General features: G+C 67.3%; 18 protein-coding genes. 14 read left to right on the forward strand and 4 right to left on the reverse strand.

Going from position 1 to position 25,083, the window contains the following annotated elements; genetic code table 11:
* Positions 1 to 197: 197 nt before the first annotated feature.
* A complete protein-coding gene (locus ACP7AR_RS16780; protein WP_426188318.1) occupies positions 198 to 3,428 on the forward strand; it encodes a family 78 glycoside hydrolase catalytic domain in 3,231 nt (1,076 codons plus the stop codon).
* Positions 3,429 to 3,456: 28 nt separating this feature from the next.
* On the opposite strand, the gene ACP7AR_RS16785 is transcribed toward ACP7AR_RS16780, so the two are convergent.
* On the reverse strand, positions 3,457 to 4,437 hold the full coding sequence (locus ACP7AR_RS16785; RefSeq protein WP_426188320.1) for a LacI family DNA-binding transcriptional regulator: 981 nt from the start codon (positions 4,435 to 4,437) through the stop codon (positions 3,457 to 3,459).
* Between the two features lie 172 nt (positions 4,438 to 4,609).
* On the opposite strand from ACP7AR_RS16785, the gene ACP7AR_RS16790 reads away from it, so the two are divergent.
* The gene (locus ACP7AR_RS16790; protein ID WP_426188322.1) at positions 4,610 to 5,428 is read left to right on the forward strand and encodes an alpha/beta hydrolase; all 819 of its coding nucleotides are present in this window, start codon (positions 4,610 to 4,612) and stop codon (positions 5,426 to 5,428) included.
* A 75-nt stretch (positions 5,429 to 5,503) separates the two neighbouring features.
* On the opposite strand, the gene ACP7AR_RS16795 is transcribed toward ACP7AR_RS16790, so the two are convergent.
* On the reverse strand, positions 5,504 to 10,126 hold the full coding sequence (locus ACP7AR_RS16795; protein ID WP_426188324.1) for an ATP-dependent helicase: 4,623 nt from the start codon (positions 10,124 to 10,126) through the stop codon (positions 5,504 to 5,506).
* 179 nt (positions 10,127 to 10,305) lie between these two features.
* Between ACP7AR_RS16795 and ACP7AR_RS16800 the strand changes: the two genes are divergently transcribed.
* Together ACP7AR_RS16800 and ACP7AR_RS16805 are read left to right on the forward strand one after the other, a co-directional pair.
* On the forward strand, positions 10,306 to 11,562 hold the full coding sequence (locus ACP7AR_RS16800; RefSeq protein ID WP_426188326.1) for a DUF222 domain-containing protein: 1,257 nt from the start codon (positions 10,306 to 10,308) through the stop codon (positions 11,560 to 11,562).
* Between the two features lie 51 nt (positions 11,563 to 11,613).
* Positions 11,614 to 12,255: a nucleotidyltransferase domain-containing protein gene (locus ACP7AR_RS16805; protein ID WP_426188328.1), complete on the forward strand. Its 642-nt coding sequence runs from the start codon at positions 11,614 to 11,616 to the stop codon at positions 12,253 to 12,255.
* Here ACP7AR_RS16805 and ACP7AR_RS16810 read toward each other — a convergent pair.
* Positions 12,245 to 13,846, reverse strand: a complete 1,602-nt coding sequence (locus ACP7AR_RS16810) for an ABC-F family ATP-binding cassette domain-containing protein (RefSeq protein WP_426188330.1) — start codon at positions 13,844 to 13,846, stop codon at positions 12,245 to 12,247. The genes ACP7AR_RS16805 and ACP7AR_RS16810 overlap by 11 nt on opposite strands.
* Positions 13,847 to 14,141: 295 nt before the next feature.
* Here ACP7AR_RS16810 and ACP7AR_RS16815 point away from each other — a divergent pair, with 295 nt between their 5' ends.
* A complete protein-coding gene (locus tag ACP7AR_RS16815) occupies positions 14,142 to 15,404 on the forward strand; it encodes an endonuclease/exonuclease/phosphatase family protein (RefSeq protein ID WP_426188332.1) in 1,263 nt (420 codons plus the stop codon).
* Between the two features lie 45 nt (positions 15,405 to 15,449).
* Here the strand turns inward: ACP7AR_RS16815 and ACP7AR_RS16820 are convergent, their stop codons facing one another.
* A complete protein-coding gene (locus ACP7AR_RS16820; protein ID WP_426188334.1) occupies positions 15,450 to 16,100 on the reverse strand; it encodes an alpha/beta hydrolase in 651 nt (216 codons plus the stop codon).
* 93 nt (positions 16,101 to 16,193) lie between these two features.
* Between ACP7AR_RS16820 and ACP7AR_RS16825 the strand changes: the two genes are divergently transcribed.
* The 9 genes from ACP7AR_RS16825 to ACP7AR_RS16865 all read left to right on the forward strand — a co-directional run bounded on the left by ACP7AR_RS16825 (position 16,194) and on the right by ACP7AR_RS16865 (position 25,019).
* A complete protein-coding gene (locus ACP7AR_RS16825; RefSeq protein ID WP_426188336.1) occupies positions 16,194 to 16,793 on the forward strand; it encodes an NUDIX hydrolase family protein in 600 nt (199 codons plus the stop codon).
* Between the two features lie 136 nt (positions 16,794 to 16,929).
* Entirely contained in the window at positions 16,930 to 18,651 is a 1,722-nt protein-coding gene (locus tag ACP7AR_RS16830; protein WP_426188338.1) for a dihydroxyacetone kinase family protein, read from the forward strand.
* A gap of 1 nt (position 18,652) precedes the next feature.
* Positions 18,653 to 19,108, forward strand: coding sequence for a ribose-5-phosphate isomerase (locus ACP7AR_RS16835; RefSeq protein WP_426188340.1), 456 nt, complete (start codon positions 18,653 to 18,655; stop codon positions 19,106 to 19,108).
* A 26-nt stretch (positions 19,109 to 19,134) separates the two neighbouring features.
* Positions 19,135 to 19,893, forward strand: coding sequence for a triose-phosphate isomerase family protein (locus ACP7AR_RS16840; RefSeq protein WP_426188342.1), 759 nt, complete (start codon positions 19,135 to 19,137; stop codon positions 19,891 to 19,893).
* Positions 19,890 to 20,612 carry a GntR family transcriptional regulator gene (locus ACP7AR_RS16845; RefSeq protein WP_426188344.1) on the forward strand — a complete coding sequence of 241 codons (723 nt, stop codon included), beginning with the start codon at positions 19,890 to 19,892 and terminating at the stop codon, positions 20,610 to 20,612. Before ACP7AR_RS16840 ends, ACP7AR_RS16845 begins: the two co-directional genes overlap by 4 nt.
* A gap of 134 nt (positions 20,613 to 20,746) precedes the next feature.
* Entirely contained in the window at positions 20,747 to 21,694 is a 948-nt protein-coding gene (locus tag ACP7AR_RS16850) for a sugar phosphate isomerase/epimerase family protein (RefSeq protein WP_426188346.1), read from the forward strand.
* A gap of 47 nt (positions 21,695 to 21,741) precedes the next feature.
* Positions 21,742 to 22,710, forward strand: a complete 969-nt coding sequence (locus ACP7AR_RS16855; RefSeq protein ID WP_426188348.1) for a 3-hydroxyacyl-CoA dehydrogenase family protein — start codon at positions 21,742 to 21,744, stop codon at positions 22,708 to 22,710.
* Entirely contained in the window at positions 22,707 to 23,492 is a 786-nt protein-coding gene (locus ACP7AR_RS16860; protein ID WP_426188350.1) for an SDR family NAD(P)-dependent oxidoreductase, read from the forward strand. The genes ACP7AR_RS16855 and ACP7AR_RS16860 overlap by 4 nt, the downstream gene beginning before the upstream one ends.
* A gap of 150 nt (positions 23,493 to 23,642) precedes the next feature.
* A complete protein-coding gene (locus ACP7AR_RS16865; RefSeq protein ID WP_426188351.1) occupies positions 23,643 to 25,019 on the forward strand; it encodes an MFS transporter in 1,377 nt (458 codons plus the stop codon).
* Positions 25,020 to 25,083: the final 64 nt, after the last annotated feature.

The following is a 25,083-nucleotide window of genomic DNA, read 5'->3' on the forward strand; positions in this document are numbered from 1 at the left end:
TTTCATGGATGTGATTGCCGTGCACTGGTGAGGCTCGGGTATTGAAACCTTTCAGATCATGATGTGCGACAGGATTCCGCTTGTCAAGCGTGCCTCACTGAATTGCTGATCACGATTATGATACGTTTCAAATTCTCGAACGGTCGAAGATGGGCGAAGGCTGTTCTGATCTTCCGTTCGGCCGGCGAAGGAGCGAAGTGACCAGTCCCGTACCCACCACGCTGCGTGCCGATGGCCATTCACCGCGCGCGGCCGTCGGACGAAACGGCGAGGACCGCTTCGTTCGGCTTGCTTCGCATCGTCGTCCGAGGCTGTCCTGGGTCGTACCTCTGCTGCGGTCGGGGCAGAGGCAGACAGCATTCGAGGTGCGGGTCTCGTCGGACGGCGCGGATCCCCGGCGTGCGGATGCTGTCCTGACAGTCGTGGTGAAGGCTGAGGGTGAGGACGGCGCCGATCCGTTCGTCGAGCTGACGACCCCACTCGATCCTGACGCTGCGTACCTCTGGGCCGTTCGCGCGCGCGACGAGACAGGGGTCTGGTCGGACTGGTCGGCCCCGTCCTACATCGAGACGGGGCCATGGGTCTTCTCCGACTGGGGTGCGCAGTGGGTGTCGCATCCGCCGCTGTCGATCCTGCGGCGAGAGTTCCACGTCGGCGCACCGGTCGTCTCCGCCCGTCTTCACCTCACCGCGCAGGGGTTGGTGCGGGCGTCCGTGAACGGCGTCGCGGTCAACCCAGCATCGTCCGATCCGTCGCGGACCGATTCTGCACGTGCTCTCTACCGCAGCTACGACGTGACCGACCTGCTGCGGTCGGGTGGCGACGAGTCCGGTGAGAACGCGGTCGACCTCGCCGTCGCTTCAGGTGAGTGGGCGAGAACCGGGCTGGATCCGCGCGTGCTCGCCGTCGTCGTCGTGCACCTGGAGGACGGCACGGTACTGCGCGCCGGCACCGGTGAGGGGATGCTCAGTGCTGCGAGCCCGGTGACGGTGGAAGAGCCGTTCTATCTCGAGCGGCATGAGACGCTGTCCACGCATTCGGGCTTCCATCCGGCATCCGCTGCTCGGCTGCTCGAGCCGAGCGCCTCGCCCTCATCGCCTCAGTCGCCCCCGCGCGACATCGCCCCTGACCCGTCGCCGGCAGTGCACAGGGTGGCTGTGCACGGCGCCACGCTCCTCGCGCGCACGGGTGCGTATCGCGTGTACGACATCGGCACCAACATCGCTGGGCGAACCGCGCTCACTGTCAAGGCCCGGTTGCCGCAGCGCAGCGTGATCCGCGTCGTCCACGGCGAGCATCTCGGCGCAGACGGTCGCATCGACACCACCAATCTGACGATGCCGTACGACCGCGGGCGCGTGCGCCAGGCCGTCGAGTACGTCGTCGGCGGGCAGACCGACGCGATTCTCACGCCGTGGTTCTGCTATCACGGATTCCGCTATGTCGAGGTGCTCGGCCTCCCCGCCGACGCCGAGGTCGAGTTGGAGGCGTGGAGCCTCCATTCCGATCTGGAGTCGAGCAGTGACCTGGAGACGGACGACGCGCAGGTCAATGCGTTGGTTCGCGTCGCCAGGCGCACGCTGCGGAACAACGTGCATGGAATTCCGGAGGACTGTCCCACTCGCGAACAGTCGGGGTGGACGGGAGACACCGCATCTGCCGCCGAATTCGACTTCTCGGCCTTCGACATGCAGGGCTTCTTCACGAAGTGGCTCGGAGACCTGCGCACCAGTCAGCAGGCGGACGGGAGCATTCCGGCGATCTCTCCCGACCTCCGCGATCCCAGGATCACACCCGACCCGGTATGGGGCGCAGCCCTCCAGCGGGTGCTGCTCGGCCATTGGCTGCACTATGGCGATGCCCGCGTCGTGCGCGACATGCTCCCCGTGCTGCGGCGCTGGGCCGACTATCAACTGGCCCTGCGCACCGATGACGGTGTGATCGGGCTGGCCCCGATCAGCTACGGATCGGACTGGCTCGGACTCGTGCAGACGCCTCCGCCGCTGCATCACACTCTGGCGAGCATCGACTGCCTCGAATCTCTGGCGACGCTCGAGGACGCGGTCGGGCAGGCGGATGCCGCTGCTGAACGGCGCGCGAGCGCCGACGAGCTCCGCGCGGCCGCACGCTCGGCGTTCTTCGACGCGGAGCGTGACGTGTTCGGCAACGGCACGCAGGGTGCGGACGCCATCGGAATCGAGGGAGAGATCCTGTTCCCGGACGAGCGCGAGCGCGCGGCCGAGCGCATCGCCGCCGGTGTGCGAGCCGGTGGAGACCGGGTGACATCCGGCTTCGCCACCACGCGGACAGTCGTTCGTGCGCTGGCGCGCACCGGGCATTCGCAGGCGGTCTTCGATGCCCTGCATCAGTCGGCTGAACCAGGGATCGGTGCGATGCTCGATCACGGGCCCGGCACGTTCTGGGAGTGCTGGTGGATCGACCCGCTGAACACCGGCACAGGGTCACTCGATCACATCGGACTCGGCGGACCGTTCGCCGGCTGGGCTTGGCAGTGGCTCGCCGGCGTCCGTCCGACCGGCGGGGGCTGGTCGGCCTTCGTCGCCGAACCGCAGTTCGTGGACGGCGTGGACTCGCTGACCCTGTCGTCGCGCACTGTGCGCGGCACTGTCGCTCTGAGCTACCGGAAGGATGCCGAGACGGTGTCCCTCCTCCTCACAGTGCCCGTCGGGTCTCACGCAGAGTTGCGTCTGCCAGGACGGACGGCGGAGGCGCTGGGGGCGGGCGTGCACGAGCGAACCGTCCCCGTCTCGACGGTTCGCCCTCCGGAGCGTCGGCTGACGCCGCCCGATGAGGCGGTATGGACGCCGCCGTTCCGTCCGTCGCCCTCGCCGGACGTCGAGGGCGAACGTGATTGGCTCACACGGACCATCACTGCCGGGGCCGTCGTCGACTCGTCGGCCCTGTCGGTCGAGGTCCTGGGCGACGGCATCCGCTGCATGCCAGTGCCGCATGAGCAGCCGGCGGGACCTGTCCTCCTGGTGAGATCCCGGCAGGGTGCGTCGTCCGACTCGAACGTCGGAAGCGTGACTGTGCGCATGCCGCCGGGGACTAGCGTGGATCCCGCGACGGGGCGGATGCTGTCGCGTGCGCGCTTCGTCTATGCGCTCCTGGACCTGTGCACGCCGAATCCGCGGCGCCCCCTCGAAAGCATCATCATCGTGCACGGAGCGGACGGCACGAGTGTGCAGCGCACCGGAACCATCTGGCCGGCCGGATGGAACCGCGTGGCAGTCGACGTCTCCGACCTGGTCACGGGTACGGCGATCACCGAGGTGGAGGTCGGCATCCGCGTGCGAGCTTCTGGCACCGACGCATCCAATGCCGGGCCGTACGACGCCGCCGATCTCACTCCGCTCGCGTTCCATCTGGGCGAGGTCGGTTACAGTACGCGGCGCCCGACGTGGTGATCGGCAGACTGTGATCGGTTGGTCCTGATCAGCGTGCTGTGCTCTCCCTCACGACGAGCTGAGGCGGCAGCAGCAGGTGTTCATGCTCGTGCGCGCCTCCGGTCGCCGCGTGGTCGAGCACGAGCCGTACGGCTTCGGTCGCCAGCGCTTGTCTCGGCTGGTGGATCGTGGTGAGTGGCACGATAGCCGATGCCGCATAGTCGATGTCGTCGTAGCCGACGATCGCGATGTCGCGTGGAACCTGCACGCCGTCGGCGAGTACGAGGGACTGCATCGCGCCGAGCGCCAGCAGGTCGTTGGCGCCGAAGATCGAATCGGGGCGCGCGTGCTCCGGCAGGTCGGCGATCAGCTCACCCATCGCGCGACCGTCTGCGATCGTCTGATCTGCGGTGTCGAAATGGGTGAGCGTCGCATCTGCCACCTCCGAGATGGCGCGCTGGGCTCCCTCCCACCGGTCCTCCACCTGGTGCAGCGGTCCGCCGAGGAACGCGACCCTGCGCCTGCCGGTGTCGAGAAGATGCTTCACCGCGAGATAGCCGCCGACGTTGCCGTCGAGCGCGACGGAGCAGACGTCGCCGCCTGCGGCATGGATGTCGAAGAGGACGAGGGGCATGCCCCGTCGGGTGAGCCGATTCATCCGCTCGGTCGCGCCATCGAGGGGCGCGATCAGCATTCCCCGCACCCGCTGCTCTTCGAAGAGGTCGATGTAGCGGTCCTCGCGTCCATCGAGCTGATCGCTGCTGCCGAAGATCACCGTGTGGCCCTGCACCTCTGCGGCGGCCTCGCACGCGTGGGCCAGCTCAGCCCAGAACGGATTCGCGACGTTGAGCACGATCATGCCGAGTGTGGTGCCGCCACCCATCCGCAGCTGCCGGGCGAGATCGTTCCGTACGAAGCCGAGTTCGTCCATCGTCGACTGCACGAGCGCGAGGGTTCGAGCCGAGACGAGCTCGGGCTTGTTCAGCACGTTGGAGACGGTGCCGACGGACACGTTCGCACGCTCGGCCACCTCACGAATTCCTACTGGCCCGGTCACATGCACCTCATCTAGCTGGTCGCGCGGCGCGCGGTGAAATCCATCATATGGATCGCAACCGGTGGCTTGCGCGTCTTGAAACGATTCATGTAGCGTAGCGCGCAGACTGTGGATGCGCACGACGACAGGCCAGGAGGCCATGAGCATGACTGAGCCATTCGACGCGGCCGACGGGCTGGTTCGCGTCTATCCGGCGTCGCCCGGGAAGTCGGGCCGCACGCCGGCGCTGATGTGGGCCCACGGCGGCGGCTTTCGCGGCGGGGATCTGGACATGCCGGAGGCGCACTGGACGTCCGGTGCGCTCGCCGCGCGCGGAGTCACTGTGATCTCCGTCGACTACCGGCACCTCGGCGGAGGATTTCACTACCCCGCGCCCTCCGACGACATCCTCACCGCGTGGACGTGGACGTTGGATCACGCCGACGTGCTCGGCATCGACATCGGGCGTACGGCGGTCGGCGGAGCGAGTGCGGGTGGCAATCTCGTCGCGGGTGCGGTGCTGCGCCTGCTCGCCGATGAGGCGAGCTCGGTGCCGGCCCCGGCAGGCGTCTTCCTCGCGTACCCCACCCTCCTCGCCGATCAGCCGACGCCGGATGCCGCGCTGCAGGCGCTGCTCGATGCGAATCCGTCGGCGATCCACCCCCCGGGCTATGTTCGCGATATGTATCGGAACTTCTTCGGCGGCCCCGTCGACGATGCGCCATTGGCAGTCGTGCCAGGTCGCGCCGTGGCGGGAGAGCTGACCGGCTTCCCCCCGGTGCTGATGATCAACTCCGAGATCGACCTTCTGCGGCTGTCGGGTGAAGTGTTCGCTGAGGCGCTGGTCGCTGCGGGGATACCGCTCGAACTCGCGACCGAGCCTGCGGTGCTGCACGGTCACCTGAACCGGCCGGAAGAATCGGCGGCGACCGATTCGGTCGATCGTGTCGCGCGCTGGATCGAAAGGGGCTTCGTGCCGGCGTGATGGCACGAGACCGAGTTCGTGGCACGAAACCGAGCGCGCGCAGCTCGGTTTCATGCCGGAGCATCGGTCTCGCCGCTAGATCGCTTTGCGCAGGGCGAAGCCGCGCGGGGTCGCCACGAAACCCGCCTCTTGCAACGCCATTGCGAAGTCGGTGCCGTAGATCGCCTCGCCGTTGATCTTCTCGACCGTGAGCGTCTCGAGTCGGCGTGCGCGCGAAGTCATGACCAGATCGGATGCTGCGGCGCGCAGCAGCTCGGGATCATCATCGAACGCGAGCACGGTGCGGCCACCGCGTTCGAGGTAGAGCACGAGCGACCCGTCGACGAGGACCACGAGTCCTCCCGCCTTGCGCCCTGGACGATGCGACACGCCGTCACGCCTCGGCCACGCGAGCGCTGCGCCGTACGGGTTCGCCGGGTCGGTCGCAGCGAGCGTGACGGCCTTGCGGGGAGGTGGATCCGCCAGGGCCGCGAACGTGCGCAGGCGGTCGACGGTCGCGGATGCCGCGAACTGCGCAGCCCCGAGCTTCTCGATGACGTACCCGCGTCTGCAGTGCCCTGCTTCCTCGAACCCGGCGAGCACGCGGTACGCCTGGGCGAATCCGCCCGGAACACCCTCGGCCTGCACGGCACCGCGCGTGACGACGCCGTAGCGGTCGAGCAGCAGGCCAGCGGTCACGGTCGCGCGACGCGCGGCATCCGTCTCCGCTGCAGGAAGCAGCGACCATCGTCCGCCCACCGCTGTCGGCCTGGCAGGGGTGCGAGTCAACGACATGCCACGGTAGGTGCGTGTGCGTGGTGCGCGGCGGGTCACCCGGTGGGCCTGCGACCCACCGGCGAGCAGTGACCGGATCGGGGCGAACGTGTCGTTGGTGACTCTGCTCGACCAGGTGAGGTTCCACAGCGCCTCGAGCACTGATTGCTCGTTCTCGGCGCCGGTCATCTCGCGCAGCTGGGTCGCGAAGTACGCCCCGCCGGCCCCGAGCGCGCTCAGCAGCTGTGATTCGAGAGAGTCCGGCGCGAGTTCGTCCTCCGGCTCCGGCAGTGTGAACGGCGCCAGATCAGCGGGATGCAGCGACACCCAACCATCACGTCCCGGCAGTGTGCCGTGGCCCGACCAGATGACCTCGCCGCTCGCTGTCAGCTCGTCAAGCAGCGCCGGCGTGTAGTCGCGGACTCTGGAGGGCAGGATCAGCGATTCCCATGCGCTTGCAGGGATGGGCACCCCAGCGAACTGCTCGATCACCGACACCACGCCGTCGAGCCCCTCCAACGGGCGGCCGAGGTGCTGCCATTCGGGCAGGAAGCGTGCGTAAGCCTCCGGCGAGACCGGTTCGACGCTGCCGCGGATGGCGGCGAGTGACCGCATCCGAAGGCGGCGCAGCACCTCGGTGTCGCACCATTCGATCTCGGACCCGCTTCCTGCCGCCTCTGGCAGGAAGTACCCGCTGGTGAGGCGACCGGCGTTCTCCAGCCTTTGCAGCGTGTGGCGGGCGACGGCAGAACCGATGCCGAAGCGGAGTGAGACGGCATCCGTCGTGAACGGGCCGTGCGTACGGGCGAAGCGGGCGACCAGGTCGCCGAGCGGATCGGCGAGCGGTTCGAGGAACGCGACAGGGATGCCAGTGGGCAGGGCGACACCCAGCGCATCCCGCAGGCGTCCGGCGTCCTCGATCGCGGCGACGCGGAGGGAGCCGGCGACCGTGACGGCGATCGCACGACGGGCGACGATCAGATCGTCGAGGTGTGTCTGGGCCGCGGAAGTGGGCAGGGCCCGAGATCCGGCATCCGCGCCTTCGGGACCTGTGGTGTCTTCCAGTCGCGCGGCGACCTCCGCGGCATCGAGCGGTCCCAGCATCCGCAGCAGATCGGCGACTCCTTCCAGCCCGCGCACGTGCCGTTCCGGGTCGAGCCGTTGTGCCTCACGCTCCCATTGCGCGAGCACGTCGGGGTCGAGCAGCTCGCGCAGTTCGATCGTCCCGAGCAGCTCGCCGAGCAGCGCAGGATCGACCGACAGCGCGGCCGCGCGGCGCTCCGCGAGCGGCGAATCGCCCTCGTACATGAATGCGCCGACGTAGCCGAACAGCAGATCGCGTGCGTACGGCGAGGGCTGCGACGGCTCCGTCTCGACCAGCCGTACCTTCCGCTCGGCGATGGCGTTGATGAGCCGCCGGAGCGAGGGGAGATCGTAGACGTCCTGCAGCACTTCGCGCAGCGTCTCGAGGATGACGGGGAACGTCGGATGACGCCGGGCGACCTCGAGCAGTTGGGCCGAGCGCTGGCGCTGCTGCCACAGGGGAGTGCGCTTGTTCGGGTTCATGCGCGGCATGAGCAGAGCGCGGGCAGCGCACTCCCTGAACCGCGAGGCAAACAGCGCTGAGCCGCCGACCTCTTCGGTGACCACATGCTCCAGCTCGTCCGGGTCGAAGACGAACAACTCGGCACCTGGCGGCTCGGCGTCGGCATCCGGGATCCGCACGATGATGCCGTCGTCGCTCGCGACTGCTGACCCCTCGACCCCGAGGCGCTCTCTGACCCTCGCGTTGATCGCCAGTGCCCACGGCGCGTGCACCTTCATGCCGTATGGAGAATGCAGGATGAGTCGCCAGTCGCCGACCTCGTCGCGCCCGCGCTCGACGGTCAGGGTGCGGTCGGTCGGGAGCGTCCCGGTGGCCTCGCGCTGCTCGTTCAGATGAGCCATCAGGTTGGCGCGCGCCTGTTCGTCGAGGCCGGCCTCGATCAGTCGTCGAGTGGCCTTCTCCGCAGTCGCGGCCGACACTTCACGGGAGAACCTGCCCAGTGCCTCGCCGAGTTCGAAAGGCCGGCCGATGCCGTCACCGTGCCAGAACGGCACCTTGCCCGGCTGCCCGTATGCGGGCAGGACGTTGACGCGGTCGTGGGTGATCTCGGCGATCCGCCAGCTCGTCGTGCCGAGCGTGAACACATCGCCCACCCGGGATTCGTAGACCATCTCCTCGTCGAGCTCACCGACGCGGCGACCCGCACCTTCACCGGCGACGAAGACACCGAACAGACCGCGGTCAGGGATCGTGCCGCCGCTCGTCACTGCGATCCGCTGCGCGCCGGGCCGCCCGGTGAGTGTGCCTGCATCTCGATTCCAGATCAGCCGAGGGCGCAGCTCGGCGAACTCGTCGGATGGAAAGCGTCCTGCCAGCAGATCGAGCGTCGCCTCGTATGCCGAACGGGGGAGCGCCTGGAACGGTGCACTGCGCCGCACCGTCTCGAACCATTCCTCGACGCTGATCGGCGCCAGTGCGCAGGCCGCGACGGTCTGCTGGGCGAGGATGTCGAGCGGGTTGCGCGGAACGGCGATCGCCTCGATCTTGCCCGCCAGCATCCGCTCGGTCACGATCGCGGTGTGCAGCACGTCGCCGCGGTGTTTGGGGAAGAGAGCGGCGCGGCTGATCTCGCCGACCTGGTGCCCTGCGCGTCCGACGCGTTGCAGACCGGATGCTGCGGACGGCGGCGCCTCCACCTGGATGACGAGGTCGACGGCGCCCATGTCGATGCCGAGTTCGAGGCTGCTCGTCGCGACGACGCAGCGCAGGATGCCGGACTTCAGCTCTTCCTCGACGAGCGCCCGCTGCTCTTTCGAGACGGAACCGTGGTGCGCCTTGGCGAGCACGGGGTCGGCTCCTGAGGTGGAGCCGGCCTGCGCCATCATGGCGGCAGGAGGTCCCGCGGGTTCGGGGACCGGGACCCCGATGCGTTCGGCGTAGATCTCGTTGAGCCTGCCGGTGAGGCGCTCGGCGAGTCGCCTGGAGTTGGAGAAGACGATCGTGGACTTGTTCTCGAGGATCCGGTCGACGATCGCCTCTTCGACGTGCGGCCAGACCGATCCTGTGACCTCGGTGTACTCGGCAGGATCATCGCTCGTGGCCGGGGCGCCTGGTGGGGGAGGCGGGTTGGTCATGTCATCCATCGGCACGACGACCGACAACTCGAACGTCTTCGATGCCTTCGGTGCGACGATCTCGACAGGTTCCGAACCGCCGAGGAAACGAGCCACCTCGTCTATGGGGCGCACGGTGGCGGAGAGGCCGATGCGCTGCGCGGGTGCCGTGTCTTCGCGGCCGGCTCGCCGAAGCGCGTCCAGTCGCTCCAGGCTCACAGCGAGGTGTGCTCCGCGCTTGGTCGCAGCCACGGCGTGCACCTCGTCGATGATGACGGTGTGCACGTCGCGCAGGGTCTCGCCTGCGCGGCTCGTGAGCATGAGGTAGAGCGACTCGGGCGTGGTGATGAGGATGTCGGGCGGATCGGAGACGAGCTTTCGGCGGTCGCTCGAGGTGGTGTCACCTGAGCGGACTCCGACACTCACCGAGGGCGCCGCGAGTCCCAGTCGACGCGCCGACTGCCCGATGCCGACAAGAGGGGAGCGCAGGTTGCGCTCGACGTCGACACCGAGGGCCTTGAGGGGGGAGATGTAGAGGATGCGTGTGCGCGCAGCGCCCTTCGTGGGGGCGGCGTCCGCCACATCCGTTCGCTCGCGGAAGACGCGGTCGATCGCCCAGAGGAAGGCGGAGAGCGTCTTGCCCGACCCCGTGGGGGCGACCACGAGGGCGTGCCTGCCGGCGGAGATCGCGTCCCACGCGCCGATCTGTGCGGGCGTGGGCGCGCTGAAGGCGCCCCTGAACCAGTCCTGTGTGGCGGGGGTGAAGCGTTCGAGCACGTCGCTCATCCCTCCATCATCGTCTGTGGATCAGACATCGGGGCGAGACGACGAAGCACGTGGTGAACTATGAGCACATATGAACTAATGTCCGAGGGTAGCAGTTCAATGTAGATATGAACATTTCGACGATGACTTCTCCGGCGCTGAACGCGCTGCTCTAAGATGTCGTCACGACGCTCTCGTCGGTGGATCAGACGATCAACCAGCTGATGGCGACGAAGTCTGCACTGTTGGCGACCGCGTCGCGCATCGCCGATGATGAACCGTTCGATTCGGTCGATTCGCGTGAGATGTCGCAACGTGCCGTGGCGACCGAGATCGGTGCCGCGCTGCGGTTGAGCGATCGTACGATCGAGGCCCACATGGGAACGGCCGCGCGACTCGCGGAGCGTTTTCCCGCGACGGCGGCCTCGTTCGGCGCCGGTCGCATCTCGCAGGCGCATGTGCGGGTCATCATGGATGCCGGCGATCCGATCGAGGATGCCGGGAGCAGAGCCCGCTATGAAGCGGTCGTGGTTGCACGGGCCGAGGCGGAATCCCCGAATCGGCTACGGCCTTTCGCGGCGCAGACGGCGGAGCGCTTTCGAGAGGCCTCATTCACCGAGCGGCACAGTGAGGCGCGGGAGAAGCGCGGGGCGTGGGTGAAAGCGCGCGACGACGGCATGGGCGAGCTCGTGTTGTTCGGACCGAGCGCGATCATCAACGGCATGCAAGACAGAGCCACGCAGATGGGGCTGAAGGTAAGGGCCGAGAACGCTCGGGCCGCGAAGGAAGCCGGTGGCGTTTCGGATGCCGCGACGGATGATTTCGCGGATGAGCGGACGATGAATCAGCTGCGGTTCGACCTGCTCGCTGACCTCGTTCTGACTGGATCCCCGACCGGCCACGAGACCGAAGACGGGCTACTCGGTGAGATCCGTGCGCGCGTCGACATCACGGTCCCGGTGCTCACCCTGACCGATCCCGACGAGATCGCCTCGCCCGCACATCTGGAGGGTGTCGGTCCGGTCGATCCGGCGACGGCCCGGATTCTGACCGGAAATGCATCCGGGTTCGACCGGGTCTTCACCCACCCGGCATCAGGAATGGTGCTCGGCGTGGACAGATATCGACCGTCGACCGAGATGCGCCGGTATCTGAGGGCCAGAGATCGGCGCTGCAGGTTTCCAGGATGCAGGCTCGTCGCGAGAATATGCGACGACGACCACACGATCGATCATGCGCTCGGCGGCGCCACGACGGTCACCAATCTTGCGGATTTCTGCCGCCGACATCATGTGACCAAGCACCAGACGCCATGGAAAGTGCGACAACTCGGCGGTGGGGTGCTGGAGTGGACCAGTCCCACCGGCAGGAGCTATGTCGATCACCCACCGGGCGTCGCCACCTATGTCACCTTCGAAGACGTGGCCGACCGGATGCCGTCCGAGGCGCCGTTCTGACCGCTAAGGCCGCCTGCCGGTTCGAACACGGCGCCCGATAGCCTTTCATCCATGAGCGACGAGGATGCCGAGTTCGAGCGGCTCTACGGAGAGTGGCTTGCGCGCACCCCTGACGACGCAGCGAACCTGTTCCGCGATTATCCCGGCACGTGGTGGATCGCGGGCGGCTGGGCGCTGGAGGCATTCACCGGGGTGCAGCGGCATCACGAGGACATCGACCCCGCGGTGCTTCGAGAGGAGCTGCCACTGCTGCGTCGCCACCTCTCGGGCCGCCTCGATGCATGGTGCGCGTTCTCGGGCGCACTTCGCCCCGTGCGTCCAGATGACCGGCCCGAAGCCCTGGCCGCTGACATCCTCCCCGACGGGTGCGGCCAACTGTGGACACGTCAGGGGGCGGCAAGCCCGTGGGAGTACGACATTCTCCTGAGCCCTGGATCCGTGAGCGAGTGGGTGTACAAGCGTGATGAGACGGTCCGGATGCCGCTGGCGGATGCCCTTTGGGAGCGAGACGGCATCCGGTATCTGCAACCCGAGATCCAGCTGCTGTACAAGGCGAAAGGACAGCGGCCCAAAGACGACGCCGATTTCGCCGCCACGCTGCCGTTCCTCGACCATCCGCGACGGGCGTGGTTGCGTGATGCGCTGATGCGGACGCTCCCCGATCACGACTGGCTCACGGACCTCAACGGCTGATCTCCTGAATCCTCCCCTCTGCATCGATCTCCAGCGTCAGGTCCAGGACGAGCCTTTCCAGGAAAGCGTCATCGTGGCTGACGACGAGCACTGCGCCGCGGTACGCGCGCAACGCCTCCACGAGCTGATCGACCGTATCGAGATCGAGGTTGTTGGTCGGCTCGTCGAGAACCACTAGGTGCGGTGCCGGATCGGCGAGCAGCAGCTTCGCCAGCGCGACGCGGAAGCGCTCGCCTCCGGACAACGCACCGACCGGACGATCGGTCGTATCGCCACGGATCAGGAATCGCGCGAGCCGGTTGCGCAACTCCTTCTCCGGGATCGCCTGTGCGGCCTTCGCGATGTTCTCGAGCACCGAGAGCGATTCGTCCAGACCATCGATGCGCTGCGGCAGGTACCCGATGCGATCGGTGTGGGCCGATACGGCAGGAGTGCCGTCCGTGACGCCATCGACCAGCCGCTGCAGCAGCGTCGTCTTACCCACGCCGTTGCGGCCGATCAACGCCACGCGCTCCGGTCCCTGGATGATCCAGGATCGCTCCTGGTCACCTATCGTGGCGATGCGACGGGAAGCAGACACATCAGGATCCGGCAACTCGATCTTCATCGAGGCGTCGCCCCGCACGCGCCGTCCGGCCTCGTCGAGCGCAGCCCTCGCCTCGCTCTCCTTCTCCGCAACCTCGGTGCGCAGCCTTCCGGCGGAGACCTGGGCGGCCATCTTCCGACCGTTCGCGATGATCTTCGGAACCCGCTTCTCGACGAACGCCTTGTTCGCCACGCGCGCTCTGCCTGCCAACTTGGTCTCGGCCTCGATGCGCTGTCGCTTCTCCTTCTTGAACGACTGCTTGGCATCGCGCTCCGCTTGGCGCGCAGCATCCTGCTCGGCGTCCAGCCACGCACGCCACTCCGAGTAGGGCCCGCCGAACACGCTCAGCGAATGCGCGTACAGCTCGGCGGTGTCATCCATCAGCTCGAGCAATGACACGTCGTGACTGACCACGACGAGCGTGCCCTTCCAGGAGCGCACCATGTCGGCGAGGCGCGCCCTGGCGTAGCGGTCGAGATTGTTCGTCGGCTCGTCGAGCAGCGTGATCGGTGCACGGGAGAGCCGGATGCCGGCGATGGCGACGAGCACGGCCTCGCCGCCGGACAGCTCGCCGACTCGGCGGTCGAGGAACGAAGGATCAAGACCGGCCTCAGCCAGTGACACCTCCGCTCGCGCCTCGATGTCCCAGTCGTCGCCGACGGCGTCGAAATGTTCGGGGTCGACGTCGCCCGCGGCGATTGCGCGGACCGCGTCCAACGCCGATGCGACCCCGAGCAGCTCGGCGACGCGGCGATCGACATCGAGCGTCAACCGCTGGGGGAGGTAGGCGACATCACCAGAGGTATTGATCGCACCGGCCGTGGGTGAGAGTTCTCCGGCGATGAGGCGAAGCAGGGTCGATTTGCCGGACCCGTTGCGTCCGACCAGACCGGTGCGGCCGGTGGCGAACGACCCGGTGACGCCGTCGAGTGCGGCGTCACCGTCCGGCCAGGTGAAGGTGAGGCGGTCAAGAGTGACCGAAGCGTGGGTGGTCTGCAATGACATGGGGTGTCTCCCGAGGGTGTGCGGATGCACTGACGCGGGTCGCCGCTCGACGCCGAAGAAGCGGAGCGGCTCGGTCCCTGAGCCTGTCGAAGGGTGGGAAGGATCGTCGTGTCAGCGCGCGGAAAGAAGAGCGCGGAGGCGACAGATCAGATCAATGAACTTCCAAACACGGCGGACAGGACGTGACGACGATACCCGGGCGTGTCGAACGACGCAACCCCCGGGCGTGTCGCGATCGTCATCCGTTCATCGATCGGTCTTCTGAACGTCACGGTTCCGGGCTAGCCTGGCGCGCATGACCACGCATCGCCGCGTCCGCGCGGCCGCTCTCGCAGCCCTTCTGGTCGTCGGCGCCGCCGCCACGACCGCAACTTCGGCCGCGGCCGCACCTCCGCACCGGTCGAATGACGACTCGGACGTGCGCTTCGCCACCTTCAACGCCTCGCTCAATCGCGGCACCGAGGGTGCGCTCGTCGCCGATCTCTCCGCCCCAGGTAACGCGCAGGCGGATGCGGTCGCCGAGATCATCCAACGTGCGAACCCCGACGTTCTGCTGATCAATGAGTTCGACTACGACGCAGGCGGTGAGGCCCTGCGACTGTTCCAGGAGAACTACCTGTCAACACCGCATGCGGACGCGGAGCCCGTCGAGTACGCCTATCGCTACTCCGCACCGGTCAATACGGGCGTGCCCAGCGGTTTCGATCTGAACAATGACGGAGCGGTCTCCGGCGGAGACGACGCCTGGGGCTTCGGACTCTTCCCTGGTCAATACGGCATGGCGGTCTACTCGAAGTATCCGATCGATCAGGACGCGATCCGCACATTCCAGAACCTCCTGTGGGCGGACATGCCAGGCGCGCTTCTGCCGGACGACCCGACGACACCCCAGCCGGCCGACTTCTACTCTGCGGAGGAGCTCGCCCGGTTCCCGCTCTCGAGCAAGTCGCATTGGGACGTGCCGATCGAGGTGTCGAAGAACAAGACCGTGCACTTCCTCGTGTCGCATCCGACCCCGCCGACCTTCGACGGCGCAGAGGACCGCAACGGCCGACGCAACCACGATGAGATCCGCCTCTGGGCCGACTACATCGCAGGAGGCAAGGCCGGGTCGTACATCGTCGATGACCAGGGCAACGGCGGCGGCCTCGGGCGCAATGAGCTCTTCGTGATCGCGGGCGATCAGAACGCCGACCCCAATGACGGCGACTCCACCGGCGGTGCGATCCAGCAGCTTCTGGAAAGCCCCCGCGTCAACACGGCCTCCGTGCCGACCAGCTCCGGAGCCGTCGAGGCCGCAGAACTTCAGGCAGGCGTCAACGACGAGCACGCGGGCGACCCGGCGCAGGACACGGCCGACTTCTCCGAGCCGCCGGGAAACATCCGCGTCGACTATGTGCTGCCCAGCCGTCAGATCCGCATCATCGAATCTGGCGTCTTCTGGCCCGCATCCGATGACCCGCTCTCACGTCTCACCGGCGTGTACCCGTTCCCCTCCAGCGATCACCGGCTCGTCTGGGTGGACGTCGACGCCCCCGGTGGCGGAAAGAAGCGCTGAGGGGCTCCGCGTCAGTAGCGCGGATGCCGAGAACGCGAGCACCGGCTAGCGTGAAGCGTCTCGCCACTTCTCGAGGAAGACGCGCACATCGGCGAGCTCATCCTCGGAGATGCTGTGCGTCAGCCCGGGGTAGACGCGGCCGGTGAGTTCGGAATGGTCCGGCAACCACACGGCGGTGTGGGCGACCAGTGGAGCGGGGATCACGTCGTCGTTCGTTCCTCGGCCCCAGAACACGCGAGGACGCGCCTCGCGCAGCGCTTCATCGTCCGGCAGATCACCCGGCGACGCGTAACCGCTCAGCGCGACCACGGCATCGAAGCGCGTGGGCTCGAGACGCATCGCCTGCAGCGCAACGGCGGCACCCTGCGAGAACCCGAGCAGTGCCACCGTCGACGCGTCGGCTGCAGCGATGTCGAGCCACCGCAGGAACGCGCGCGCGGCGATGGTCACGGCATCTGGGTCTCGCCCGTTCAGGCCATCGATCGCATACCAGGACCTGCCCGGCATGGGCCATGGCGGTGCCAGGGGCGCGGCGACGGAGGCAACCGCGATGTCATCGGGGAGGAACGGCGCGAGTCCGAACAGATCGTGCTCGTCGGCGCCGTAACCATGCAGCAGTACGAGCAACGGCAGCCCGGCGCGCTCACCGATGGACCAGCGCGTGGCATCGGCGTCGATACTGAGTTCTTCGCTCACACATCCATCCTGCCAGCCGACACGGACACCGAGCCGAGGCAGAACTGTGCAGGCGCAGAACTGCGCAGGCACAGACACTGGTAGAAATGAGGCATGTCGGTGCGCACACCTGATCCTGACCCCGAGGGGGGCGACGACGACCTCTCGCGGTTCAGTGAGCTGCCCGCAGACGCGAACAATCCGGCCTGGCTGAGTGAGTTCGAGCTCGCCGAAGCGCGGCGACGCCTGCCCATGCTCTACGTCGAGGCGATCCCGGTGCGCGCAGACGGGTCAGGGCAGGTCGCCGAACTCGGCATCCTGTTGCGCTCCACGCCGCTCGGCGAGATGACGCGCACGATCGTGTCCGGTCGAGTGCGGTACGGCGAGACGGTCCGGGATGCACTGTTCAGGCACATCGAGAACGACCTCGGCCCGATGGCCTTCCCGTTGCTGCCGCTCCAACCGCTGCCGTTCACTGTGGCGGAGTACTTCCCGCTACCCGGCGTCAGCGCGTACCACGACGAACGGCAGCATGCCGTCTCGCTCGCCTTCGTGGTTCCCGTCACCGGCACGTGTGAACCTCGTCAGGACGCGTTGGAGATCACCTGGTTCTCGCCGGAGGAGGCTGCCTCAGACGCCGTGTCCGCCGAGATGGAGGGCGGCCGGGGCACCCTCGTCAGGATGGCTCTGGCGAGCCTCGGCCTTCTGCGCTGACACCGCCCGTTCCACGCCGCTTCATCCGTCGTCGGACGCAGCGGCGAACATTTTCGCTCTGAATTGATCCAATTTCCTATAGGATCGGTCTCGTGGGTCGCACGTGTGCCCCCTTTTTCGTTCAGAGGAGACCGCAATGACGCGCTTGTTCAATGACCCGGACGACTTCGCCTCCGAGTCCGCTGTCGGTTTCGCGGCTGCGTCCGCCCGATGGGTCCGGCCGGTGACGGGCGGTGTCATTCGTTCCACGCGGGGCGCGACGCCGACAGTGTCGGTCGTGATCGGCGGCGGGAGCGGACACTACCCGGCGTTCGCGGGTCTGGTCGGGCCCGGACTGGCACACGGAGCGGCGATGGGCAACCTGTTCGCCTCGCCGTCCGCGCACCAGGTGCACAGCGTCGCGACGTCAGCCCACGAGGGTCGCGGCGTACTGCTCAGTTACGGCAACTACGCGGGCGACGTGCTGCATTTCACACAGGCGCAGGAGCGTATGCGCGCCGCAGGGATAGACTGCCGCACCGTCGTGGTGACCGACGACATCTCCAGTGCCCCGGCCGCTGAGCTCGACAAACGCCGCGGCATCGCCGGTGACCTCGTCGTGTTCAAGGTCGCGGGCGCCGCGGCCGAGTCCGGACTCGACCTCGACGATGTCGAGCGACTGGCCCTACTGGCCAATGCGCGCACTCGGTCTCTCGGGGTGGCCTTCGGCGGCTGCACGTTGCCCGGCGCAGACGAACCGCTGTTCACCGTGCCGGAGGGGCGGATGGCCGTAGGACTCGGCATTCACGGCGAACCGGGCATCGACGAGGTCGACGTGCCGACGGCGGCAGGGCTGGCAGAGCTGTTCGTGTCGTCCCTCCTCGCCGAGATCCCGGACGGAATCGATCGGGACGGCGCGCGCGTCGTGCCGATCCTCAACGGACTGGGCAGCGTCAAGTACGAAGAACTGTATGTCGTCTACGCCGAGATCGATCGGCTGCTCGCCGAATCCGGTCTCGTCGTCGTCTCGCCCGAGGTGGGGGAGTTCTGCACGAGCTTCGACATGGCAGGCGTCTCTCTCACCCTGCTGTGGCTCGACGACGAGCTCGAGCCGCTCTGGCACGCGTCGTGCGACACGGCCGCCTTCCGACGTGGTGCGGTCGAGGGACGGGTGGCTGTCGACGCCGTCGAGATCGCGGAGGAAGAGCGTGTCATCGGGCCCGCGAGCGACGGTTCCCGGCGGACGGCGGCGGCGATCGATCGCGCGCTGATCGCGATGGCCGCGAAGCTGGATGCCGAGGCGGACGAGCTCGGTCGAATCGACCGCATCGCCGGCGACGGCGACCATGGGATCGGCATGCAGCGCGGAAGCAGGGCGGCTTCCTCAGCAGCATCCGCGGTCGTCGCTGAAGGAGCCGGTGCGCGCACGACACTTCAACAGGCCGGTGATGCCTGGGCCGACAAGGGCGGCGGCACCTCCGGCGCCATCTGGGGTGAGATGCTCGTGGCACTCGGCACCACACTCGGCGACGACGGTGATCCTGACCCCGCGCGCGTCGCCGCAGGCATCACGGCGATGAAGGATGCGGTGATGTCCTTCGGCAAGGCGAAGGTCGGCGACAAGACGATGATCGATGCGATCGTCCCTTTCGCCGATCGGCTCGCCGAGCTGGTCGGCTCAGGTGCCGACTTCGTCGATGCGTGGGCTGAGGCCGCTGAAGCAGCGGACGATGCGGCCAAGGCCACCGCCGACCTCTCAGCGAAGCTCGGCCGTGCTCGCGCGCACGGCGACAAGAGCCTCGGCACTCCCGACCCGGGCGCGGTCTCCTTCGCGCTCATCGCATACACGGTTCTCGACATCCTGAAGGGGAAAGACTGACATGGCACTTCGACTGGTGATCGGCTCGGACGACGCGGGCTACGACTACAAGGAACGCATCAAGGCGGATCTACTCACCAACCCTCTCGTCGAATCCGTCGTGGATGTCGGCGTCGACGCGGACGGGCACACCAACTACCCGAGGATCGCGACGAACGCGGCCGAGAAGGTCGCCGCAGGCGACGCCGATCGCGCGATCCTGATCTGCGGCACGGGCCTGGGCGTCGCGATCGCCGCGAACAAGGTCAACGGCATCCGCGCGGTCACCGCGCACGACTCCTTCAGCGTCGAGCGCTCTGTGCTGTCCAACGACGCGCAGGTCCTCTGCATGGGGCAGAGGGTCATCGGCATCGAGCTGGCGAGGCGCCTTGCGGCCGAGTGGCTCACCTACACCTTCGACCCGACCAGCGCCTCCGCTGAGAAGGTGCAGGAGATCTGCGCCTACGAAGGTTCCTGAGGATCGATCACCGCATGCTCATCGGTGTGAGCCTGAAGATGTACTTCTCCCACGCGCGCACCGTCGAGTGGGTGTCGGAAGCCGCGGAGATCCTACGGGCGCACCACGCTGCGGCAACGGTGACCGCCTTCGTGATGCCGCAGTATCCCTCCATTCCCGCGGCTCTCGCGCTGGGCGGTCCGCTGACGGTCGGGGCGCAGGACCTCGCCGGCGACGATGCGGGCGCCTTCACGGGCGAGGTGTCCGGCGCCGTGCTCGCCGAACTCGGCTGCCGTTTCGTCGAGGTGGGCCATGCCGAACGGCGTCGCTTGTTCGGCGAGACGGACGAGGTGGTCGCGGCCAAGATCCACGCTGCGCTGCGCCACGGACTGACGCCGCTGCTGTGCGTCGGCGAGGCGGATCGGATCGATCCGGCGGCCGCCGCAGAGGACTGCATCGAGCAGATCCGCTCCGGTCTCAGTGCTGCCGACACCGCGGGCGTCACCGGTCCGATCGTGGTGGCGTACGAGCCGCTGTGGGCGATAGGCGCTGCGGCGCCGGCATCATCCGAGCACATCCGCGGCGTGTGCTCGCGGTTGCGACGACATCTCGGCGACACTCGTGAAGATGCGTCCGTGATCTACGGCGGAAGCGCGGGCCCTGGTCTGCTGACGACGATCGCCGACAGCGTCGACGGCCTGTTCCTCGGCAGGTTCGCGCACGATCCGCAGGCGGTTCATGACATTCTCGATGAAGTCGCACTGCTGGGTGCTGAACGGTCGCCGGCGAGGGAGAATCAAGCATGACGATGGAATTCGAGAGCGGTCTGTCCGGTCTGGATGCGACGATCGAGCGCCGCGGTCTGCGCGATCATGTGTACGACCGCATCCTGCAGCTGCTGCTGAGTGGTGACGCCTCGCCCGGCGCACGCCTGTCCATCGACACGATCGCGCGCCAGTTGGATGTCTCGCCAACGCCTGTCCGTGAGGCGATGGTGCTGTTGGAGCGCACCGGCCTGGTGACCCGTGAAGCGCTCAAGGGTTATCGAGTCGCGCCGCCGCTCGGCGCCGGTCAGCTCGCGGAGCTGTTCGAGGCGCGCATCATGCTCGAGTCCAATGCAGCGAGGCTGGCGACACCGGCCTCCCCGTTGATGCTCGACGAGTTGCGCGCGGCCGAGGAGGCTCATCGGGCTGCGGGTGAGCGAGTGATCACAGGGATGCGCGCCGGGTCGCCCGACGTCGAACTCACCACCGCCTACTTCGCGACCGACGCGGATTTCCACCGCGTGGTCTTCCGTCACTGCGGCAACAGCTATCTGGAAGAGATGTCCGAATCACTCGGCGCGCAGCTGCACCGCATGCGCCAGTCCGTGCTCCACGGCGTCACGGACGTGCGTGAGGCGATCGCCGAGCACGAGGCGATCGTCGACGCCTTCGCGAGCGGCGACCGCGATGCGCCGGAGCGTCTGATGCGTCGCCACATCGAGCAGGTGCGCTCGCGTTCGCTGGATCTCGAGCGCAGCTGACCCCACGGACGCGGAGTGGGATCGTCCGGCCGCATGCCGGGTCGAGAGCGCACGCCTTGACGCCTTCCCTATTTCCTATAGGATCTAGGAAGATTCGATCAGTTCTCGAATACGAACACGTCAACGGAGCCGTCATGACCGCAACGCCGCACCCCCTCACCAGCGACAACTGGCCCATCGCCGTCTGCATGCACGGGTTCTCTCCCGTCGCCGCGGATGGCACTCGACTGCATGATGCATCGGCGGAGACCTGGGATGGCGTCTTCCGGCGGGTGTCCCGGCTCGGCTTCACCGCGATCGAGATCGCTGACAGCCACATCCGCCCCTCCGAACTGACTCCGCAGCGGCGCGAGGAGCTCACGTCGATCGCTGCTTCCCACCGGGTGCAGCTCGTCTCGGTGCACGTGCAGCGTCAGAGCGTCATCGAGCCGGGCAAGGGCGAGCAGAACCTCGCGTACGCGCACCGGGCGATCGACGCCGCTGCTGAGCTCGGCATGCAGGTGTTCTCGACCGGCCTTCACCAGCCGTTCACGCCCGCGCAGCGCGAGGCGCTGTGGTTCTGGACCGCGCAGGGCTCGGTCGACCCCGACGACGCCGATACCCGCGCGCTCGCCGTTAAGCGCCTGCGCGAACTCGGTGAGCACGCGGCATCCGTCGGTCTGCCGATGGCGCTGGAGATGTACGAGGACACCTACCTCGGCACCGCGGACAGCGCGGTCAGGCTGATCGAGGAGATCGGGCTGGACAACGTCGGCCTCAACCCCGACATCGGCAATCTGGTACGCCTGCACCGGCCGATCGAGGACTGGCGCGAGATGCACGAGAAGACGCTCCCGTACGCCAATTACTGGCACGTGAAGAACTACATCCGTGACGAGGCCGGCGACGGCAGCTGGCAGACCGCGGTGCCCACCAGCATGGAGCTCGGACTGATCAACTACCGCGACATGGTGGCTCGGGCCATCGAACTGGGCTTCAACGGCCCATTCCTCATGGAGCAGTACGGCGGCGACAGCCTCGGCGTCTGCGCGACCAACCGCGATTACCTGCGCACGCTGCTCCCAGAGCCCGCAGACGCCTGAGCGGCATCCGCAACTCGACGAATCCGAATTCGACACAGGAGACCACAATGACCAATCAGGAACGCCCCATCTACGCCGTCATCGGCAGCGGATACATGGGTGGCGGCATCGCGCAGTGCCTCGCGCTGTCCGGCGCAGATGTACGCATCGCGGATGTCGACATCGAGATCGCGAAGCAGAACCGCGACCGTCTGATCGTCGAGGCCGAGCAGTTCGTCGCGGACGGACTGTTCCCCGCCGATGCGGCGAAGATCATCGCGGAGCGCGTGACGGCGGCCACGATCGAGGATGCCGTCGACGGTGCCTCGTTCATCGAAGAGGCCGTGCCGGAGAAGATCGAGATCAAGCACGCGACGTTGCGGCGCATCTCCGAGGCAGCCGCCCCTGGAGCGATCATCGGCAGCAACACCTCGACCATCCTGATCCGCACGCTCGCCGAAGCAGTCGTGAACCCGGAGCGCTTCCTCGGCGTGCATTTCTCCAACCCTGCGCCCTTCATCCCCGGCGTCGAGCTGATTCCGCACGCGGCGACGGACGAGGCCATCTTGCCCGTCGTCGAGGCGATCGTGGCGGCGACGGGCAAGGAGACCGCTCGCGTCAAAGACGCGACCGGCTTCGTGTTGAATCGCCTGCAGTACGCGCTGTTCCACGAGGCGACCCAGCTCGTCGAGGAAGGCGTCGCAACGCCGGAGGACATCGACACGATCGTGCGCACGACGTTCGGATTCCGCCTCCCGGTCTTCGGCCCGTTCGCGATCGCAGACATGGCAGGACTCGACGTGTACTCGTTCTGCTACGCCTCGCTGCAGACAGAGTTCCCGGAGCGCTTCGCCACGCCGAAGGCGCTCTCTGACCTGGTCTCGGCCGGAAAGCTCGGCACCAAGTCGGGCGGCGGGTTCCTGGACGTCCCAGCCGAGCGGACGCCCGAGCTCATCGCGTACCGCAACAAGGCGTACGTCGCGATCAAGAAGCTCATGGACGAGCTCGGCCCCGCACCCATCCACCCCTCCAAATGAGAGGAGCAGTGTTGTCCACGACATTCCCCACCGAACGAACCGTCATCCTGACCGGTGCCGCGAGTCCTCGCGGGATCGGTCGCGCCACCGCATTCCATCTTGCCGAGCTGGGCTGGAACGTCGGGATCATCGATGTCGACCGCGAAGCGGCGGCGCAGACTGCCGCTGAGGTCGCACAGGCGCATGGCGTGCGCGCTGTCGGCGTCGGCGCGAACGTCGCCGACCGCGAGCAGGCGGTCGCGGCCGTCGACGCGCTCGAGGAACAGCTTCCGCAGATCGTCGCGGTGGTGAACTTCGCCGGTGTGTCCTCGCCTGTGCCGTACCTCGAGGTGAGTCCCGAGGAGTGGCACCGCGTCGAGTCGATCAACCTCGACGGCGTGCACTGGATCACTCAGCGAGTAGCGCGCACCCTCGTGGACAACGGCGTCGGCCGGATCATCGGCATCTCGTCCGTGTCAGCGCAACGCGGGGGCGGCACGTTCTCCAAGACGCCGTACTCGGCGTCGAAGGCCGGCATCATCGGGCTGATGCGCTCGATCGCACGAGAACTCGGCCCGTTCGGGGTGACTGCCAACGTCATCTCGCCGGGACCGATCGACACCGACATCATGGGCGGCACTCTCACTGAGGAGCGCAAGACCGCGATGGCGGCTGACGGTGTGCTCCCGCGCATCGGCACCCCGACGGACATCGCCGCAGCGGTGGCCTTCCTCATCAGCGAGAACGCCGGTTTCGTGACGGGACAGACCCTGAACGTCGACGGCGGTCTCTACATGCACTGAAGGGTCTCATCATGACTCGTCCATGGTCCAAGAGCCGCATCGCCTTCCTGGTGCTCGGAGTGATCTGTGTGGCCGTCGGCCTCTTTCTGATCATTCCGGCGCTCGGCAGCTGACGCCGTCCAACCGAACCCACTCAAAGGAGAGTTCTTCGTGTCCGAATCCACCCCGAGCGCCACGGCGCCCTCACTGCTGGCGAGTCCTCATCTTGCCAGCGGCATCAAGAAGGCGACCTTCCGTCTGATGCCGATGCTCATCATCCTGTACTTCGTCGCCTTCCTCGACCGCACGAACGTCGGCTTCGCCGAAGCGGCATTGGAGACCGACAGGGGGATCTCGGCCGGTGCGTACGCACTCGGCGCCGGCATCTTCTTCATCGGCTATGCGCTCTTCGAGATCCCGTCGAACCTGCTGCTGAACAAGTTCGGCGCCAGATTCTGGCTCGCCCGCATCGCGATCACCTGGGGCATCGTCGCGGCGGCGTTCGCGTTCGTCAACGGCGAGACGATGTTCATCATCCTGCGCTTCCTGCTCGGGGTGACCGAGGCCGGCCTATTCCCCGGCGTGATCATGTTCCTGTCGCAGTGGTTCCCCAACAAGCGCCGCGTTCAGATGTTCGCCCTGTTCTATCTGGCGCAGCCGTTCTCGCAGATGCTGGGCGCTCCGCTCTCAGGCGGACTGATCAGCTTCGGCGAGCAGCTCACGCCATGGGCCGGATGGCAGGTGATGTTCTTCGTGGAGGGCATGCTGGCCGTCGTGGCGGGTATCGCCGCGTTCTACTTCCTGGTGGACTCGCCGCAGAAGGCGAAGTTCCTCTCGGATGACGAGAAGCACGCGCTCAGGGTCGTGATGGAGCACGAAGACGCCGTCAAGGAGACCGACGGTCCGCGGGGAATCGGTGCGGCGATGGTGAACTGGAAGGTGTGGTACTTCACCATCATCTACTTCTGCCTGCAGATCGCCGTCTACGGCACGACGTTCTACCTTCCGCAGCAGGTCTCCGGGCTCATCGGGCAGGACGTCGGCTGGCAGGTCGGCCTCGTCTCCGCCATCCCGTGGGCGGTGGGCCTGTTCGCCTGCTACTACGCAGGCAAGCACGCAGACACGATCAAGCGCCGTCGGGTGTGGGGTGCGTGGTTCTTCGTCATCACCGGCGTCGCCATCCTCGTCTCGGCCTGGGCCGGAGCGAACGGTCAGGGACTGATCGGACTGCTCGCGATCACGATCGCCGTCTCCGCGTTCCTCGCGGCGGGTCCCATCACCTGGTCGTTCCCGACCTCGTTCCTCACCGGAGCAGCCGCAGCCGCCGGCATCGGTCTGATCAACTCGCTCGGCAACCTGGGCGGCTTCGTGGCGCCGATCATGCGCACCGGCTTCAACGAGGCCGCTCCGACCGAGAGCGGAGCGTGGGGCGTGGTGTCGCTCGGCGTGTTCGCCTTCCTCGCCGCCGCCATGATGTGGGCGACCCGCTTCTTCAGCGCGAAAGCCGACTCGCTCCTCGATGACAAGGAGCTGACGCCGGGGCATTGATCGCCCGGAATCGACGAAGGCGGTGCGCACCCGGAGGGGGGGGCCACCCCCGAGGGTTTAGCCC

The organism is Microbacterium sp. TWP3-1-2b2, assembly GCF_049896145.1.
Classification (GTDB): domain Bacteria; phylum Actinomycetota; class Actinomycetes; order Actinomycetales; family Microbacteriaceae; genus Microbacterium.

Coding starts and splice junctions, on each gene's coding strand:
- ACP7AR_RS16825 (WP_426188336.1), top strand. CDS start 16,194: ATGTCGGTGCGCACACCTGATCCTGACCCCGAGGGGGGCGACGACGAC.
- ACP7AR_RS16810 (WP_426188330.1), bottom strand. CDS start 13,846: ATGTCATTGCAGACCACCCACGCTTCGGTCACTCTTGACCGCCTCACC.
- ACP7AR_RS16795 (WP_426188324.1), bottom strand. CDS start 10,126: ATGAGCGACGTGCTCGAACGCTTCACCCCCGCCACACAGGACTGGTTC.
- ACP7AR_RS16805 (WP_426188328.1), top strand. CDS start 11,614: ATGAGCGACGAGGATGCCGAGTTCGAGCGGCTCTACGGAGAGTGGCTT.
- ACP7AR_RS16790 (WP_426188322.1), top strand. CDS start 4,610: ATGACTGAGCCATTCGACGCGGCCGACGGGCTGGTTCGCGTCTATCCG.
- ACP7AR_RS16815 (WP_426188332.1), top strand. CDS start 14,142: ATGACCACGCATCGCCGCGTCCGCGCGGCCGCTCTCGCAGCCCTTCTG.
- ACP7AR_RS16855 (WP_426188348.1), top strand. CDS start 21,742: ATGACCAATCAGGAACGCCCCATCTACGCCGTCATCGGCAGCGGATAC.
- ACP7AR_RS16835 (WP_426188340.1), top strand. CDS start 18,653: ATGGCACTTCGACTGGTGATCGGCTCGGACGACGCGGGCTACGACTAC.
- ACP7AR_RS16845 (WP_426188344.1), top strand. CDS start 19,890: ATGACGATGGAATTCGAGAGCGGTCTGTCCGGTCTGGATGCGACGATC.
- ACP7AR_RS16850 (WP_426188346.1), top strand. CDS start 20,747: ATGACCGCAACGCCGCACCCCCTCACCAGCGACAACTGGCCCATCGCC.
- ACP7AR_RS16860 (WP_426188350.1), top strand. CDS start 22,707: ATGAGAGGAGCAGTGTTGTCCACGACATTCCCCACCGAACGAACCGTC.
- ACP7AR_RS16830 (WP_426188338.1), top strand. CDS start 16,930: ATGACGCGCTTGTTCAATGACCCGGACGACTTCGCCTCCGAGTCCGCT.